The organism is Cohnella herbarum (genome assembly GCF_012849095.1).
GTDB lineage: Bacteria > Bacillota > Bacilli > Paenibacillales > Paenibacillaceae > Cohnella > Cohnella herbarum.
Window position 1 is genome coordinate 2,478,738 of record NZ_CP051680.1, and the last position, 16,733, is coordinate 2,495,470.

Annotated in this window: 15 protein-coding genes; 2 read left to right on the plus strand and 13 right to left on the minus strand. The window is 52.3% G+C overall.

What is annotated here, in order from left to right:
- Nucleotides 1-42 precede the first annotated feature (42 nt).
- The gene (locus HH215_RS11210) at nucleotides 43-2,268 is read left to right on the plus strand and encodes an MMPL family transporter (RefSeq protein ID WP_169279979.1); all 2,226 of its coding nucleotides are present in this window, start codon (nucleotides 43-45) and stop codon (nucleotides 2,266-2,268) included.
- Nucleotides 2,269-2,325: 57 nt separating this feature from the next.
- Here the strand turns inward: HH215_RS11210 and HH215_RS11215 are convergent, their stop codons facing one another.
- A complete protein-coding gene (locus HH215_RS11215) occupies nucleotides 2,326-3,603 on the minus strand; it encodes an adenylosuccinate synthase (RefSeq protein ID WP_169279980.1) in 1,278 nt (425 codons plus the stop codon).
- Nucleotides 3,604-3,713: 110 nt separating this feature from the next.
- Between HH215_RS11215 and HH215_RS11220 the strand changes: the two genes are divergently transcribed.
- A complete protein-coding gene (locus HH215_RS11220) occupies nucleotides 3,714-4,592 on the plus strand; it encodes a LysR family transcriptional regulator (protein ID WP_169279981.1) in 879 nt (292 codons plus the stop codon).
- Nucleotides 4,593-5,537: 945 nt separating this feature from the next.
- Here the strand turns inward: HH215_RS11220 and HH215_RS11225 are convergent.
- The 12 genes from HH215_RS11225 to HH215_RS11280 form a co-directional block, all read right to left on the minus strand.
- The gene (locus HH215_RS11225; protein WP_169279982.1) at nucleotides 5,538-6,332 is read right to left on the minus strand and encodes a class I SAM-dependent DNA methyltransferase; all 795 of its coding nucleotides are present in this window, start codon (nucleotides 6,330-6,332) and stop codon (nucleotides 5,538-5,540) included.
- A gap of 38 nt (nucleotides 6,333-6,370) precedes the next feature.
- A complete protein-coding gene (locus HH215_RS11230; RefSeq protein ID WP_169279983.1) occupies nucleotides 6,371-7,315 on the minus strand; it encodes a CvfB family protein in 945 nt (314 codons plus the stop codon).
- Nucleotides 7,312-7,656, minus strand: a complete 345-nt coding sequence (gene rsfS, locus HH215_RS11235) for a ribosome silencing factor (protein ID WP_169279984.1) — start codon at nucleotides 7,654-7,656, stop codon at nucleotides 7,312-7,314. The genes HH215_RS11230 and rsfS overlap by 4 nt, the downstream gene beginning before the upstream one ends.
- Before the next feature lie 22 nt (nucleotides 7,657-7,678).
- The gene (gene yqeK / locus HH215_RS11240; protein WP_169279985.1) at nucleotides 7,679-8,254 is read right to left on the minus strand and encodes a bis(5'-nucleosyl)-tetraphosphatase (symmetrical) YqeK; all 576 of its coding nucleotides are present in this window, start codon (nucleotides 8,252-8,254) and stop codon (nucleotides 7,679-7,681) included.
- Complete coding sequence (nadD, locus tag HH215_RS11245; protein ID WP_169279986.1) at nucleotides 8,244-8,831, minus strand: nicotinate-nucleotide adenylyltransferase; 588 nt, start codon at nucleotides 8,829-8,831, stop codon at nucleotides 8,244-8,246. The genes yqeK and nadD overlap by 11 nt, the downstream gene beginning before the upstream one ends.
- A gap of 22 nt (nucleotides 8,832-8,853) precedes the next feature.
- Nucleotides 8,854-9,150 carry a ribosome assembly RNA-binding protein YhbY gene (yhbY, locus tag HH215_RS11250; protein WP_169279987.1) on the minus strand — a complete coding sequence of 99 codons (297 nt, stop codon included), beginning with the start codon at nucleotides 9,148-9,150 and terminating at the stop codon, nucleotides 8,854-8,856.
- A gap of 214 nt (nucleotides 9,151-9,364) precedes the next feature.
- Nucleotides 9,365-10,207 (minus strand): shikimate dehydrogenase, encoded by an 843-nt coding sequence (gene aroE / locus HH215_RS11255; RefSeq protein WP_169279988.1) that lies wholly within the window; start codon nucleotides 10,205-10,207, stop codon nucleotides 9,365-9,367.
- A gap of 52 nt (nucleotides 10,208-10,259) precedes the next feature.
- On the minus strand, nucleotides 10,260-11,381 hold the full coding sequence (yqeH, locus tag HH215_RS11260) for a ribosome biogenesis GTPase YqeH (protein ID WP_169279989.1): 1,122 nt from the start codon (nucleotides 11,379-11,381) through the stop codon (nucleotides 10,260-10,262).
- Nucleotides 11,378-11,908 (minus strand): YqeG family HAD IIIA-type phosphatase, encoded by a 531-nt coding sequence (locus HH215_RS11265; RefSeq protein WP_169279990.1) that lies wholly within the window; start codon nucleotides 11,906-11,908, stop codon nucleotides 11,378-11,380. The genes yqeH and HH215_RS11265 overlap by 4 nt, the downstream gene beginning before the upstream one ends.
- 264 nt (nucleotides 11,909-12,172) lie before the next feature.
- Nucleotides 12,173-14,401 carry a transglutaminase TgpA family protein gene (locus tag HH215_RS11270; RefSeq protein WP_169279991.1) on the minus strand — a complete coding sequence of 743 codons (2,229 nt, stop codon included), beginning with the start codon at nucleotides 14,399-14,401 and terminating at the stop codon, nucleotides 12,173-12,175.
- Nucleotides 14,398-15,639 (minus strand): DUF58 domain-containing protein, encoded by a 1,242-nt coding sequence (locus HH215_RS11275; RefSeq protein WP_169279992.1) that lies wholly within the window; start codon nucleotides 15,637-15,639, stop codon nucleotides 14,398-14,400. The genes HH215_RS11270 and HH215_RS11275 overlap by 4 nt, the downstream gene beginning before the upstream one ends.
- Nucleotides 15,640-15,641: 2 nt before the next feature.
- On the minus strand, nucleotides 15,642-16,595 hold the full coding sequence (locus HH215_RS11280; protein WP_169279993.1) for an AAA family ATPase: 954 nt from the start codon (nucleotides 16,593-16,595) through the stop codon (nucleotides 15,642-15,644).
- Nucleotides 16,596-16,733 lie beyond the last annotated feature (138 nt).

The window sequence follows — 16,733 nt, forward strand, 5'->3', positions numbered from 1 at the left end:
AATGCTTTCATCGTCGATTTTGTTAAGGAGGAACGAGATAACATGCACGAAAACCGAGGACTAGGAAAATGGGTAGCCGGGAAAAGAAGCAAGTGGATCACTCTGCTGGTTTGGATCGTCGCCGCCGGGCTTCTGAGCGCGCTGCTGCCGTCGGTCAATAATGAGGAAATCAATAACGCTCCTAACTTAAGCGACTCCAAGCCGTCGGTAAGAGCCGACGCCGTCGCGGAACGCGAATTCCCCAGCGGATCCGATATTCCGGCGCTTCTCGTCTGGCATAAACAAAGCGGGTTAACGGAATCCGACTTGCAGAACGTTCAGAAGCTGTACGGTCAACTCGCGGGCGAACCGGTTCCGCATCAGACTTCCGTCCCCCCTCTTCATCAGTTGCCGCTTCCTGCGTTGAAGGGACAATTATCGAAGGACGGCAGCACTTTCGTGTCTCCCGTGTTCTTCGGCAAACAAGCGGATGTCGACCAGTTGAAAGAAGGCATCGAGCAACTGAAAGAACAAACGAAAACGATATTCGGAACGGATCCATTCGCGACGGACAATCGTTCCGAAGAAGGATTAAGCGCCCGGGTAACCGGTCCGGTAGGCATTCAGATCGATGCGACCGGATTGTTCAAGAACGCCGACGTCAGCTTGATGATCGGTACCGTGTTGCTCGTGCTCGTCCTTTTGTTGTTGATCTACCGTTCTCCAATCTTGGCGCTAATGCCTCTGGTAGCGGTAGGATTCGCTTATGGGGTCATCAGTCCGATTCTCGGCTGGATGGCGCATGAAGGCTGGATCGTCGTCGACGGTCAAGCCATCTCCATCATGACCGTGCTGTTGTTCGGAGCCGGAACGGATTATTGTTTGTTCCTGATCTCCCGCTTCCGCCAACTGCTGAAAGTAGAGAGGGACAAAGGCAAGGCGCTGCTAGGCGCGATTACCGGATCATCGGGAGCGATCGCCATGAGCGGCTTGACCGTCGTACTATCCTTGCTTGCGCTGCTAGTCGCGGAATACGGTGCCTATCACCGATTCGCCGCTCCGTTCAGCATCGCGATATTGATAATGGGAATCGCTAGCTTAACGCTCGTACCTGCCATGCTGGCGATTATCGGGCGGAACTCGTTCTACCCTTTCGTGCCTAGGACGCCGGAAATGCTCCAAGAACGCGCTGCGCGAAAAGGAAAATCAGTACCGCCAGCCTCTCTTAAGAAACCTAGCAATTGGATCGGCAGAACCGTCGTAAGCAAACCATGGTGGATCCTCGGGATTTGCATCGTTCTCCTTGGCGGTTTAGCGACCTTTACGACGCAAATCAAGTACACGTACGACATCTTGTCTTCTTTTCCGAAGGATATGGAATCCCGCGAAGGGTTCGCGACGATCGGAGAACAGTTTACCGAAGGAGAGCTCGCTCCCGCGAAAGTCATCGTCGACACGCAGGGGAAGTCGATATCTCTTGATCAAACACTTGGCGCTCTGCCGTATATCGATACCGTATCGGAGCCGCAAACCGGTCAATCGAACTCGCAAATCATCGCATACGAAGTTCAGTTCAACTTGAACCCCTATTCCATGGAAGCGATGAATCATATCCCCGACCTAAGGGAAACAGCTATTCAAGCACTGTCCGACGCGGGCGTAGCCGATCCGGACGACCATGTATGGATCAGCGGTCAAACGGCGGAGCAATACGACACGAAGATCACCGGAGAACGAGACACGATGCTCGTTATCCCTATCGTCATCGGATTGATCACGCTGCTCCTGCTCCTTTACTTACGCTCCATCATAGCTACCGTATACTTGGTGCTGACGGTTATTCTATCCTACTTCTCGGCGCTCGGGCTCGGCTGGCTAATCGTCCATTACGTCATGGGCGCGGATGCCATCCAAGGCTCGATTCCTTTATATTCGTTCGTGTTCTTAGTCGCGCTCGGCGAAGACTACAACATCTTCATGATCTCGAGCATATGGCAGAAGAGAAAACATATGCCGTTGAAGCAAGCGATTAGGGAAGGCGTGGGGGAGACGGGAGCCGTCATCACGTCCGCGGGGTTGATTCTCGCCGGAACGTTCGCCGTACTGGCTACGCTGCCGATTCAAGTGCTTGTTCAATTCGGGACGATTACCGCGATCGGCGTCCTGCTTGATACTTTCGTCGTCCGGCCGTTCCTCGTACCGGCGATTACGTTGTTGCTAGGCCGCTGGGCGTTCTGGCCGGCCAAGTACGAACCCGTGAGAGAACCCATTCGGGGGACGAACGAATAGAATTCCGCAAATAAGCGGCTTCAGTGGTCGATCACTCGACTTCTGAGCCGCTTTTTTCTACCGATAAATGATCTGGTCTCTATGAGGTCCCACCGACACGCAAGAGATGTTGAATCCGATCGACGACTCGATAAATTTGACGTAATCTTGAGCGGCGACGGGTAAATCCGCGAACGCCTTTACGTCTGAAATATCGCGTCTCCATCCGGGGAGAAGCTGCAGAATCGGCTTAGCCCGATCGAGTTGTACGGTTGTCGGGAAACGATCGATTGCGACGCCCTCCGCCTCATATTGAACGCATACGGGAATTTCGTCCAAATAACCAAGAACGTCGAGATTCGTCAAGGCGACTTCGGTCGCCCCCTGCACCGCACAGCCGTAGCGGGTAGCTACCGTATCGAACCATCCTACTCGCCTTGGCCGCCCGGTCGTAACCCCGTATTCACCCGCGCTGCCTCCTCTGCGACGAAGCTCTTCCGCCTCCGTCCCGTTCAGTTCGGAGACGAAAGGCCCCGCCCCCACGCAAGAGGAATAGGCTTTGGCGACCGCCATCACCCGGGTTATCGCGTACGGGGGCAAACCCGCGCCCACGGTCGCGAATCCCGCTAGAGTGGAGGATGACGTCGAATGAGGATAAATGCCATGATCCGGATCCCGAAGAGCTCCCAGTTGTCCTTCCAACAAAATGTTTTCCCCTTGGCCGTAGGCTTCTTGAAGTAATCGAGTCGTATCGCTTATATAGGGTTCAAGTTTTGCCGAGAGCTCCAAGAGATTCGGCAGCAACTCGTCGATAGGAACTTCCGGCTTGTTATAGAGATGCTTGAGGAGAACGTTTTTGGATTCCAGCAACCTCTCCAGCTTATTTCTTAAACGTATCTCGTCAAAGAGGTCCGCGACTTGAATGCCCAATTTCGCGTATTTATCCGAATAGAACGGAGAAATCCCCCGCTTCGTTGAACCGAATCCGTTCAAGCCAAGCCTCTCCTCCTCGAGTTCGTCGAATAGACGATGCACCGGCAGTACGATCTGAGTCCGCTCGGATAAGCGAATTCGCGGCTGAGGCACCCCTCTTGCCGTTAGATTTTGGAGTTCGCTTAATAATTGCTCGGCATCCAAAGCCACGCCCGGACCGATGACGTTCGTCACCTCGGGATGGAACACGCCGGAAGGCAGCATATGAAGCGCGAATTTACCGTAGTCGTTAATAATCGTATGTCCGGCATTGCTCCCCCCTTGGTATCTAACCACGAGTGAAGATTCCGCCGCATGGATATCCGTCATCTTGCCTTTCCCTTCGTCTCCCCAATTCGCTCCCACGATCGCCATTACGGTCATATTATCTGGCCTCCTATTTCGTTTTGCAGCTGCTAGGTTTATTATAGATCTATGGAATATATAAGAAAAATTGATATTAGTAATGTCTGATATAAAGCGAGGTAATGTGTATGTCGATTAATTCGGAGTGGTATCGGGCGTTCTATTGGACGGCGGTAAAAGGAAGTTTATCCAAGGCGGCCGAACAGCTGCATATTACGCAACCCGCGATAAGCCATACTCTGAAGCAGCTAGAAAATCAGCTCGGAGGACAGTTGTTTTTTCGCACCCCGAGAGGAGTCGAACTGACAAAAGAAGGAGAAGTTCTGTTCACCCATATCGAGCAAGCCTTCCGGCTTATGGATATCGGAGAGAAAAAACTGGCCGAGATGCATAATCTCGACAGCGGCGAAATGAATATCGGCGCTAGCGATACGCTGTGCAAACACTTTTTGTTACCTTACCTCGAACGTTTCCACCTCGATTATCCGAATGTACGCATACGCGTTACGAATCGAACGACACCCGAGACGATTTCGTTGCTGAAGCAAGGGCTGATCGATTTCGGAATCGTCAATTTACCGGCATCGGACAGCAAAGTAACGATGAAGAAAAGTCTCGCTTTGCAGGAATGCCTTGTCGGAGGGGCAGCCTATGCCTCGCTTGCGGATCGGATTTTCAACCTTGAAGATATTGCTCGATTTCCGCTGTTAATGCTGGAGCCCGGTGGAAGCATTCGCGGTTTCCTCGATCGCTACGCCTCCTCCCACGGCATAACGTTAAAGCCCGAATTCGAGCTCGGGAGCATCGATCTCGTCATTCAATTCGTTCGCAGCGGTTTCGGCTTGGCTTTCGTTGCCCGCGAATACGTGAGCGATGAACTGAAGGCGGGACGACTAATCGAAATTCCGCTGTTCCCTGCCGTCCCCAAGCGGCATATCGGCATCGCGACTCTGAGCGGAATACCTCTATCATCCGCGTCGAAGCGGTTTCTCGGCTTGTTGCCTTAAGGATGTATTTCTCTCTCTAAAGCCCTAGCCTATTGTCGCGTTATGCGACAATGAGCGGGGTGATGCTCGTCTTGACCTCTCTATTGTCGCGTTATGCGACAATGAGCGGGGTGATGCTCGTCTTGACCTCTCCATTGTCGCGTTTTGCGACAATGGGCGGGGTGATGCTCGTCTTGACCTCTCCATTGTCGCGTTTTGCGACAATGGGCAGGGCGATGCTCGTCTTGACCTATCCATTGTCGCGTTTTGCGACAATGGGGGGGAGTTGCTCGTCTTGACCTATCCATTGTCGCGTTTTGCGACAATGGGCGGGGAGTTGCTCGTCTTGACCTATCCATTGTCGCGTTTTGCGACAATGGGTGGAGGATTACTCATCTGAACCTCCCCATTGTCGCGTTTTGCGACAATGGGTGGAGGATTACTCATCTGAACCTCCCCATTGTCGCGTTTTGCGACAATGGGCGGGGAGTTGCTCGTCTTGACCTATCCATTGTCGCGTTTTGCGACAATGGGTGGAGGATTACTCATCTGAACCTCCCCATTGTCGCGTTTTGCGACAATGGGTGGAGGATTACTCATCTGAACCTCCCCATTGTCGTGTTTTGCGACAATGGGCGGGGCATTGCTCGTTTGGACCTCTCCATTGTCGCCTTTTGCGACAATGGGCGGGAGGGACGCACGACTCTTACATTTCATTATTTATTTCATCCGTATTCACAAGGTACCGACTTAACGCTTCTCCCTATCTCTTGTTGCTAAGTTGCGCCTTCACTTAACACTTCTCCCTATCGCATGTTGCTAAGCTGCTCCTTCACAATTCCACTTTTTTATTTGCCTGCACACAGAATTCTTTGAACAACAAACAAGCGGGACTGTTTCCGAAGTCAGATGACTTCGGGAACAGTCCCGCTTAATAACAAATATTCGCTAGATAGTCAATTCTTCTTATTCCGCCGGCTTGCGGCAAACAAAGAATATTCTCTCCGATTCCTCGTTAGGTTGGTCCCACGTAAAATCGGCCACGAGATGGAGCAATTCAAAGCCTGCTTCCTTCAGCTGATCCTTGATCCAATCGGGATCGTAAGCTCTCTGAACGTGAGACTCCTCGAAGCGACTATACAGCGCTCCACCGTTGTGAGATGCCGATTCTTCCTGAATGAAGAAAGTCAAAGAATGCTCGATTTCCATCCGGCCCGGATCGTAGTCGCAGGTCCACAAGTAGGCTACGTCCTTCTCGTCGTATACGAACGGCTGCTCTTCAGCATAACTCTCCAATTGCCGCGGAGAATGAACGTCGAACATGAACAAGCCTCCCGGAGTCAACCCTTGATAAGTTTGACGAATCGTGGCGGTTACGTCTTGCGGCTCCGTCAAATAGTTCAAGCAATCGCAGAAGCTGATCACCGCGTCCGCCGAGTGAGGAAGCTCCCAATCCCGCATATCCTGCTGAAGCCATCGGATCGTTCCCGGCTCGTCGCGGTATCCGCCGCGGGTAACCGGCTCGTCCCATTTGCTTCGCGCAACGGACAGCATCTCCGAAGAAATATCGATTCCGAATACGCTGAAGCCCGAACGGGCAAGCGGAATCGTCATATTCCCCGTTCCGCAGCCGAGATCCACGACCGTCTTGGGAACGCCGTATTTATCCCAGCAACGACGAGCGAAGCTCATCCATTCGGAATACGGCATTTCCTCCATCAGTCGGTCGTATACCGCAGCGAACTGCCGGTATGTACGCATGCTTGTCTCCCCAGTCTCCGTCAAATGTCTCCCGAAAGCTAAGCCTCCGTTTGTTCGTTTTCCGTCTTCGGCCGATCCTCGGATTGCTCCTCTGTCGTAACCAAATGCGTCCAATTTCCCTTCTGAACGATTAGGCCTTCCTTCATCAGCTTGCCCAGCGCCCTCTTGAACGCCGATTTGCTAAGCTGGAAACGGCGTTGGATGTCTTCTGCGCTCGTCTGATCGGAATACGGCATTGCTCCGCCGGGTCGTTCCTTAATGAAAGCCAGAATACGATCCGCGTCTTCCAGACGTCCGACTTCTTTGCTTGCCCGAATGCTTAGGGAAACCCTTCCGTCTTCCCTAACCTGCGTGACCCTGCCGCAAAACTTCTGACCGATCCGAAGCGGGTGCGTCATGGATGCGTCGTTGATATAACCTAGCGCCCCTAAACCGATCAATCCGCCGTCTACCAAAGTAAACACGCCATCGCGAAAGACGTCCGTAACCCAGCCTTCGCGCATTTGATTAAGCCACGAGGTCGGAGCCCGGAAGATATGCGGGGAAAAATCATCGATCTTCGCTAAGCGAGCGAGCATGCGTCCTTCCTTATCCTGCTTCATGACGACGAATAGCTCGTCGCCCTTCTGGGGCCACACGTTTCTGCGCTCGGGAGGAAATTGCTTCATCGGCAACAACAATTGACGACCGATTCCCATCTCTAGAAAAAAGCCGAAATGAGGATGGAAATCCGCGACTTCAAGCTTAGCCATTTCACCCAATACGATCAGTGGCTTGCGCAAGGTTGCTGTTATGCGCTCCTTGTCGTCGTGAAACAGAAACACTTCGATTTCCGTATCTACTTCAGGCCGATTTCCGACGGCTTCCCCGTAAGGTAGATGAACTTCGGGACCTTCTTCGGGACCGAATCCGAGAAACCAGCCATAAGGAGAAATCTCTCTTCGAACCCATAATCGCTGCAAAGTACCAGCGGTCAAATTCATACGGATTCAACTGCCTTCGCATCGGACCATAGACGTTCCAGGTGGTAATACTCCCGCTCGTCGCGATGGAATACGTGCGCCACGACATCTCCCATATCAACAAGCACCCATCTCGCGGTATCCATACCCTCTAGACGTACTCTTTTGCCGCTAAGCTCCGCGCTTTTCCGAATTTCCGTCGCGATGGACATTACTTGCGTATCCGAATTCCCGTGGCAAATCACGAAATAATCCGCGATCAGCGAGATACCTTGCAAGTTCAAAGCCACGACATCGTGAGCTTTCTTTTCTTCCGCCGCGTTAAGTACCGCTTTCAACAATTGTTCCGAGCTTCCTGCCATGTCTCAGCCTCCGTTATCTATTTTATTGATTCGCTTGTTTGAATTGCACAATGAGATCGTTCCTTGCCAGTACCGTTAACGGAAAAATACGTTTTCCCCGCTCCGCCAGTACAGCTATCGTCGAACCGAAAGCCGAGATGAGCGCTTCCTCCAAGCTAAACTCGGCTAGCTCCCGCAACTTGTTCACGCCCGGAAAATCTCTCCCCGGTTCTATATAATCCGCTAAACAAACGATTTTGTCCAGCTTCGTCATGTTTACGCGTCCGGATGTATGGTAACGAATCGCGTCCAGAACCTCATCATCGGTAATGCCATGCTCGGCCTCAACCGCCCAAGCGCCTACATGCGCATGCCACAGCTCCTTATCGAATACGAGCAAGTCGGGAGACAGGTTCTGTTCGCGTATAATGGTTTCCATCCGATCGATCGCCCATGCTTTGGAGTAATCGTGCAATAGCGCCGCCAGCTCGGACTTCCTCTCGTCTCCGCCGTAACGCTTAGCCAACTTGATCGCCGTCTCGACGACCCCGAGCGTATGCTTCCATCTTTTCTCGGGCATCTGCTGGCGGGTAGCTTCCCTTAAAGATTCAAGATTCATATAAGCCATTCCTTTGGATGAATTCGGCGACCGAGTCCGGTAACATATAACGAATCGAACGTCCTTCTTTGACCCTTCGCCGGATATCGGTGGACGAAATGCCCATCGGAGGCATCGCTGCCCTCTGAAGCCGATTCCGAATGAAGTCGGGCAGCTGTTCCTCATCGCCCGGCTGATCCGGTCGTTCAAGGCCGATGAACGTTAATCGTTCAGCAAGTTCATCGATTTGCCGCCAATTCGGCAAGTCCTTTACCATATCGGAACCGACGATCCAATAGAACATCAAGTTTCGATGTTGTTGTTGCAGCGCGGTCACCGTTTCAATCGTATAGGACGTACCTTCGCGCTGCAGCTCGATTTCGTTGAGCTTGAAATTCCGATTGCCGGCGATCGCCTCTTCAAGCATCCGGCGGCGCATGCCGCTATCTGCACCGGGTTGCGGCTTATGCGGGGGCGTATTCGTAGGAATAAACCAGACTTCCTCCAGATTGGCCGACTCAAGGGCGGCTTGGGCTGCCAGCAAGTGGCCGTTATGGACGGGGTCGAAAGTTCCGCCGAGCAAACCGATTTTACGCATTGGCCCTAAGTCCTTCCGATCCTTATTTGCGTGGTAACACGATCTGCTTGTGGTCTTTGGATTCCTTGTATAAAACGATCGTTTTGCCGATGACTTGCGCCAGCTCGCAGCCCGATTTCTCGGCAAGCTCCGCTCCAATTTCACGCGGGTCGTCGTCGTTATTCGTCAGCACGGATATTTTGATTAGCTCGCGTACTTCGATCGCTTCTTCGATGTGGCGAATCAGATTGTCGTTAACGCCGCCCTTGCCGACTTGGAAAATCGGGGTAAGGTGATGGGCGAGCGATCTAAGGTGGCGTTTTTGTTTTCCTGTTAACATTAATTTTCCTGCTTTCTATTGTGAAAATAGCGCTGAGACTCTAGATTCTTAATGTCAGGATTACGAAAAAGGGTTGGCACTCCGCCGCTTGTTAATATGCGGGTACAACTCGATTTTAAAGGCGGACGTAAACTCTCCGTACCAATCCCTATTTCTCCACCCTTCCAAGAATCTCAAAGAGTTCAAAATCAAATATTCTTTTCTCATACAAAACCTATTTTACAAACGACTCAAGAACGACCTCGCGCATCGCTTCCACCGGGGCTGGCTGGCCGGTCCAATATTCGAAGGCGTAAGCGCCCTGGTAGATGAACATGCCCAGACCGCTGTGGATCTTACAACCGACCTGCTCTGCTTGCAGCAAGAACGCGGTCTTAAGGGGATTGTAGATCAGGTCGCTTGCGACCGAGCCTGACTTGAGCCATGTCGGATCAATCGGAAGCTCGTTGACGTTCGGCGACATTCCGACGGAAGTCGTATTGATGACGATATCCGCGTTCGAGCACGCTGCCCGAAGATCGCCCCAAGGGAGCGACGATATCCGATAATCCGGAGAGAACGACGCGGCAAGCTCCTTTGCTTTCGATTCCGTACGATTGGCAATTAGGATCGCCGCTGGATTCTCTTGGGCTAACGCCCAGAGAATGCCTCGAGCCGCGCCTCCGGCACCTAATACGACGATCGTTTTACCGGCTATGTCCGGTTCGGCTTCTTCCTTCAAGGAACGAACGTATCCGATACCGTCCGTGTTATATCCGATCAATCGGCCATTGTCGTTGACGATCGTGTTAACGGCGCCGGCCGCTTTCGCGCCTTCGCTGATCTCGTCGAGATACGCCATAACTTCGATCTTGTGCGGAATCGTAACATTTAACCCTCTGAATCCTAATCCCCGAACTCCCGCGATCGCATTCTCCAATTGATTCGGTTTGACGTGAAAAGCCGCGTAGGCTCCGTTGACGTTTCGCTCCCGAAAAGCGCGATTCAACATGATAGGCGATTTAGAATGGCGGATGGGATCGCCTATGACTCCGAATAATACGGTATTACTGTCCATCGAGGCATTACTCCTCTCTCTCCCGAAGAGGTAATTGACTATAAAAGGTAGTTCAAAGGATGCTTTCCCTCAGCATCACTTTAATTCCGCGCGGAGCGTGTACGTCTACGACCGCTCCCGATTTGCCGTTCGCTTGAATCCACCCTAATCCGGAGATGAAGATATCTTGCTTCGTATTCGGCGGAATTCTCAGACGATGGCGGGTCCATGCCGGGAAGGTTTCCAGATCCTCCGTGCTAGGAGGACTTAGCATAACGCCTCTATGCTGTTCGTACAATTCGTCGGCCCGTTCAAGCTTCGTCCGATGAACGGTAAGTCCGCTCGACATGTTGACCGTGAACGATTGGCGTTCCCCTTCCAAGAAGTCGAACCTAGCCAACGCCCCCATAAACAACGATTGCTTTTCATTTAGTTGATACGTTAACGGTTTAAGCGGTTTATCCGGCAACAGAGCCGCCAAGTCTTTGCGCGGAATGATTTCCGACATTCGCCATGCGTAGACGATCCCCGGCGTATCGATGATGCTTTTGCCGTCGTCAAGCGGAATATGAACGGCATCGAGCGTCGTTCCCGGATAACGGGAGACGGTGAGCTCGCGCTTCAGATCGCTATAATCGGAGATCAGACGATTGATTAACGTGCTCTTGCCGACGTTAGTCGCGCCGACGACATAGACGTCCTTGTTCTGACGATACGTATTCACGGCTTCTACGACGCGGTCGAAGCCGATATTTTTGCGGGCGCTGCACAACACGACGTCGGCGACTTTCAGCCCTTCCTCGCGCGCTTGTTTCTGCACCCAATTCCGTAATCTGTTCCAGTTCGTAACCGGCGGCAATAAATCGATCTTATTCACGACAAGAAGAATCGGATTTTGACCGACGAAGCGCTGCAAGCCGGAAATTAAACTGCCTTGAAAATCGAATAAGTCTACGATATGAACGACTAAGCTGTCCGTCGATGCGATTCCGCCCAGCAATTTAAGAAACTCGTCCTGATCCACCGCGACGGAAGAGGCTTCATTATAATTTTTGATCCGGAAACAGCGTTGGCACACCGCCTCTTCCTTATCGATGGAAGAAGCCGGCACGTATCCCGGTCGTCTCTGGTCTTCGCTTTGAAGCGGTATTCCGCAGCCTGCGCAACGAGGAGGCTTCTGTTGTTCTGCTATCATGATTTACGTTCTCCCTTATCCGGCCATAGCCCTTTTCTTCGCAATCTGGCTAGAGCGATCTTCTCTATCCGCCTATTGATTTGCGTCGCCCAGCCTTCCTCGCTCGGAGCGATCGGCGTCACCAGAATCGTATGCAGTCCCGCGCGCCGTCCTCCCAGCACATCGGTGAGCATTTGATCGCCTATGACAACGGTATGTCCAGGATCCAGTTTCAGCAAACTCAGTGCGCGACGAAAGGCAGCTCCGGCCGGCTTGCGCGCCGCGGGAATAAACGGAATACCGAGCGGATCGGCGAATTTCCCCACTCTCGTCTTATTGTTATTGGAAAGAATGACAACTTTAAAACCCCGTTCCTTGACGATATCCAACCAACCGACCAGTTGGGGAGTGGCAAGCGGGGTTTTGGCGCCCACTAGGGTGTTATCGAGATCCGTAATAATGCCGCGGACTCCTCTTGTTTTCAATTCATCCAAATCAATATCAAAAACGGTATTTACGATTTGATCGGGAAGCAAACGCTTGAACATCTTGATTATTAACTCCTGTCTGTTAACGGCTAATCTTCCTCAAAATATACCACACCCCCACTGACTAAGTAAAACGTACTCGCCGTCCCGAAGATGGCGGTACGCGTTTGTGACGAGCGATCGGATGAGGATTGAGGCCTAGGATTTTTAACCTTTTAGGTTCGTTTCTTGCAAAAAAAACGGGAAAGCACGGGCAGCCCGTGCCTTCCCTTTGTCTCAACGTTACTTCAATCCGTGCGGCTTATTCCACTAAATTTACTACCACTATAATGCTTTACGGATTTTAGTAGCCACATCGGTAAACTCATGAAGCAGTTGGCTATTCCCGTTATCATGTCCGTAACGCGCCTTCTCGAACGTCGTTAACGCTCCGTCGAATTCATTACGCAGCGAGGAGAACTTATTCCCCCATCGATTAAACGTTTCTCTGATGGTCTCGTGCGATTCCCTGCGCAATCCTTGGCGTTGGAGGAAGGACAATAGTTTCTCCATCTCTCGTACGACTCTTTGATTAGGCGTGCTCCCCTTATGACGAATGCGATCCCATAACTTCTTCGCGCGTTTGCTTCTGTAACCGACGAATACGATAGCAACGATAATCAGGACAACGCCGAGAGCGCCTGCAGGAACGATCCAATCTTTGTTCTTTTCCACCGTTCCCGTTTCCGCTGGAGTTACTTCCTCAACGACTTCGGTACTCGGTTGCAGCACTTCCCCTTCCGGTAACGGTTGAGGTACGGAAAACCCGGAGGTCGGTTCGAACGGAATCCAGCCGTATCCTTCGAAATAAACCTCTGCCCAGGAATGCGCGTCCGCGTTACGGACCGTATAAGTACCCGCTCCAGTAGGATCGGGAGCTTCATCCGGCCCGCCGAAGCGAGCGCGCTCCAAGACGGAAGGATCATAACCGGTAGAGTAACCTTTGACCCATCTTGTCGGCAATCCGATCGAACGAGCCATGACGACGAACGAGGTCGAGAAGTAATCGCAATAGCCTTCTTGAATTTCGAACAAGAAAGCATCCACGATATCGCCGTTCGTCCGATTCGTCTGACGGGTGACATCCGGCGTATTCGTATAAGGGAACGTTTCTTTCAAATATTGCTCAAGCTTCTTCGCCCGATCGTAATCGTTCGTTAAACCGTTCGTTTGCTCCTTGGCCAGATCCCGGACCCGCTCCGGTAAGCTGTCCGGCAATTGGAGGTAAGGAGCGAGATCAAGACTGCTACCCGAAGACGGAGCAAGCTCTCTTAATGCCTTCTCGTCAAGAACCGCGACTTGCGAAACGACCGAGTACGATTGAACGGTCGACGATTTCCCCCACCGCAGCTCCCACTCTAGCGGATTCCATCTGAGGCCGTTGTTGTTGTCGCTCTTCAGCTCGATGACGGACGATACCGGTCCGGCTGCGAACAGCACGGGAAGCTTGCCTTTCCGTTCGATCTTTACGGTCTGAACGACTTCGACCGTCTTAAGGCCTTCGGCTCTAGGCGGCGTAAGTTCCAGCGTTGGAACATCCTCCGGATCTCCGATCCCCGCGGGAACGAGCTCGGGATTCTTGAGATCCCCCCAGCCTTTGCCCGTATAGATTGTCTTCGTCTCGCCTCTCCAGTAGCTGCGTTGCGACGTCGTTATCGTCATAACCGGAGAGTAGTCGAATTGAAACCCTCCGCCGATTTTGCGATCGTCCCTGCTGTACCCGGATAACGAGGAGCCTTTACTGCCGGACGAGCTAACCTTCTGGACGCCGCCCTCCCCCGAGAAGACGGGTACCTCGCGTCCCTGCGCTTCCGTCCAGATCGTATAAGGATCTTCGAGAATGACGGGAGCCCGCGGCATTAAGACACCGGCTAGAAGCACGATCGTAATGATGATAACAGCGGGGAACGCGATATCGAGCGGCCTTTCGGCCATCGCTTCCCAACTATCCGGATGTCTGACCTGAAGTTGTCTAAGATGAAGAATGACAAGCCAGGCGAGACCGGCTGTAACGATCCAGGCAATATTGTGCCACAATTCCAGCGGAAAGAACGAATCGACGGTCGCCATGACGGCGATAGACAGTACGACGACGATAATGGCACCTACCCGCCTCGTACCCAACCATGCCAGAACGTGGACAGCGGCAACGACCCCGAGAGCCAATTCGAAGAAAGGGTGCAGCTCCGAAGCGTGAAACGAGATAAAATCGCCGATATTGCCCCAGCTTCTCCAGCTTTCGGGCCAACCACGCCATTCTACAGGCATTTTCCACAATATCATGCCAATGATTGAAGCGATTTGAACGACGATTCGGATGCCGAATAGTCGGGACATCAACAATTCCGTAACCGCCGTTACCGTTAATACGCCGTATATAATCGAATACGTTTCTTCCCACCAATAGTCGGAAAAGCATTGAATGAGTTGCAATACGATAACGAGCGCCAAAATCCTATGAAGGCGCTCCAGAACTAGGCGACGCCAGAATTGTCCGGATACCCGCAATTTCATGCCGTCACCGCCCCTAATGCCAACGGCAGCTTCTCAAGCTGGGAAACCGTACAAAACTCCCATTGCTTGGACTGGCACAACGTTTGCCATTGCCTAAGTTTTCCGGCTTCTTCCGCCGACGGATGCTTATCCGATATATGAATGACGCTTGGCACCATTCTCCTGCTCTCAAGGGTGCTCATAGCCCCGACCGTCTGATCGTCCGTAGACGACCCAATGATCACGATATGAATGCCGGGTTCGTATCTCTCCGCGACTTGGCATAATACGTCCCCAAGCGATTTCGTGCCGTCCGCTTCAACGTCTACGAGATGCTGGAGAACCTCATCCCGGGAGACGGGCGTTCGGCCTTCGCCGAACCAGTAGGAAGTCTCTCCCGAAGAGACGAAGCCGAGCGGCATTCCTTTCGCGATCGTTAATTCAAGCAGAGACGCAGCCACCGATACGGCGAGCTCGAAATGGTCCGCTACGGAATAGGAAGAAAGATTGCGATCCAGCACGAATACGACGCGGGGTAGCGCTTCTCTCTCGAATTCTTTCGATTTCCATTGCCCGGTCTTGGCGGTTGCGTTCCAATGAATCCGCGAAAGCCGATCCCCGTGGATGTATTCCCTTACCCCGTCGATCTGCGTCGTCTCTCTTGCCCACAACGAAGTGAACGTATGCTGGAACACCCCGCGCTGCGATCTGCGGAATAAACGCCAGTCCTTCAACGCTATCGTTCGCGGCAACACTTGGAGATGTAGCGGTTGGGCGAAAGAGCCTTTATGCTCGAACAATCCGAAAATATCTCTCGTCGAACAGTCGGTTTTATGGAATTGGTATCTGCCTCTTCTAAGCGGAGCCGTCTCAAAATGAACTTCTCCCCGGCGCTTGTAATCCGGGACGAAGGACATTTCGTACAACTGAGATTCTCCGCCGGTGGAACGGACCAATTTCTCTCTAACGATGACGTAAGGCAATGGCCAGAATCCGGGAATCTGCATGCGCAGCTTAACCTTTAGTCTCATCCCGGCGGTCAGAAGAGCGGAGTTGCCTTCTCCCGAGTCCGTTATCCGCATGCCTTGCACGCCGCCGATTCCGCTCCAGCGACCGAGCATTAAATAGGCTCCGAGCGCGTTTAAGATTACGAATAGCATGAGCGAAGTTTTGCCGCCCTGAAACAATAAATAACAGAGAGCGACTGCATATAGAATGGCGCTTAACCACCACGCACGCGGTAAATACAGGCGCGACATGATTATCGCTCCATTCCTACGGGCACCGGCAACAGCCGCAGAACGTCCTGCAGTACTTGTACCGTCGTAACGCCCTGCATCCTGGCTTCCGAGCGCAGATGCAATCTGTGGCTTAGTACGAGCGGCGCCATTGCCTTGACGTCATCCGGCAATACGAAAGCGCGATGATTAAGGAACGCATAGGCTTTAGAGGCGGAAGCAAGCGCAACCGCGGCCCGGGGACTTGCGCCGAGCAACACCGCCGAATGCTGACGAGTTCCGCGGATCAAGGCAATCAAATAATCGGCGACGGTCGTTTCCAAATGGATGGCCTCCGCCAACCGCTGCATCTGGGAAACGTCGTCAACCGTAGCGACGGCCTTCAACGATTCGGCCGCGCGGCTTGCGCCCGGCTCTAGAACAAGACGTTTCTCCGATGCTTCGTCTGGATAACCGAGTTTGATTTTCATCAAGAAACGATCCAACTGCGCTTCCGGCAAACTATATGTCCCTTCGAATTCTATCGGGTTTTGCGTAGCGAACAGCATAAAAGGATGAGGAAGGATATGCGTTTCCCCGTCAACGGATACTCTCCGTTCTTCCATCGCTTCCAGCAAAGCGGATTGCGTCTTCGTCGTTGCCCGGTTGATCTCGTCGGCAAGCAACAAATTGGCCATTACCGGGCCGGGTCTAAATACGAATTGTTCAAGTTTAGGATGATAGATAGAAACGCCCGTTATATCGGTAGGCAATAAATCCGGATTGCACTGAATGCGATGAAACACGCCGCCTATCGACAGGGCCAGCGCTTTAACCATTTGGGTTTTTCCCGTGCCCGGTACGTCTTCGATGAGCACATGACCGCCGGCAAGCATCGCGGTAAGCATGGAGGCGATTTCTTCTTTCTTTCCGTAAATACACGATTCCATATTTCGTCTAATTTGATCTAGTAGTTGCATCGCGGCATGATGATCCATTCTCGTTCCTCCTATGGAATCTACTTTGATGTATTTATATAGTCCTTTTTTTATTATACCTGAATTTGGATGGGATCGTAAATTTTAGTTTCTTCCAAAAATCAATAGTAAAACAGCCAAACCTCCACCGTCAACGGC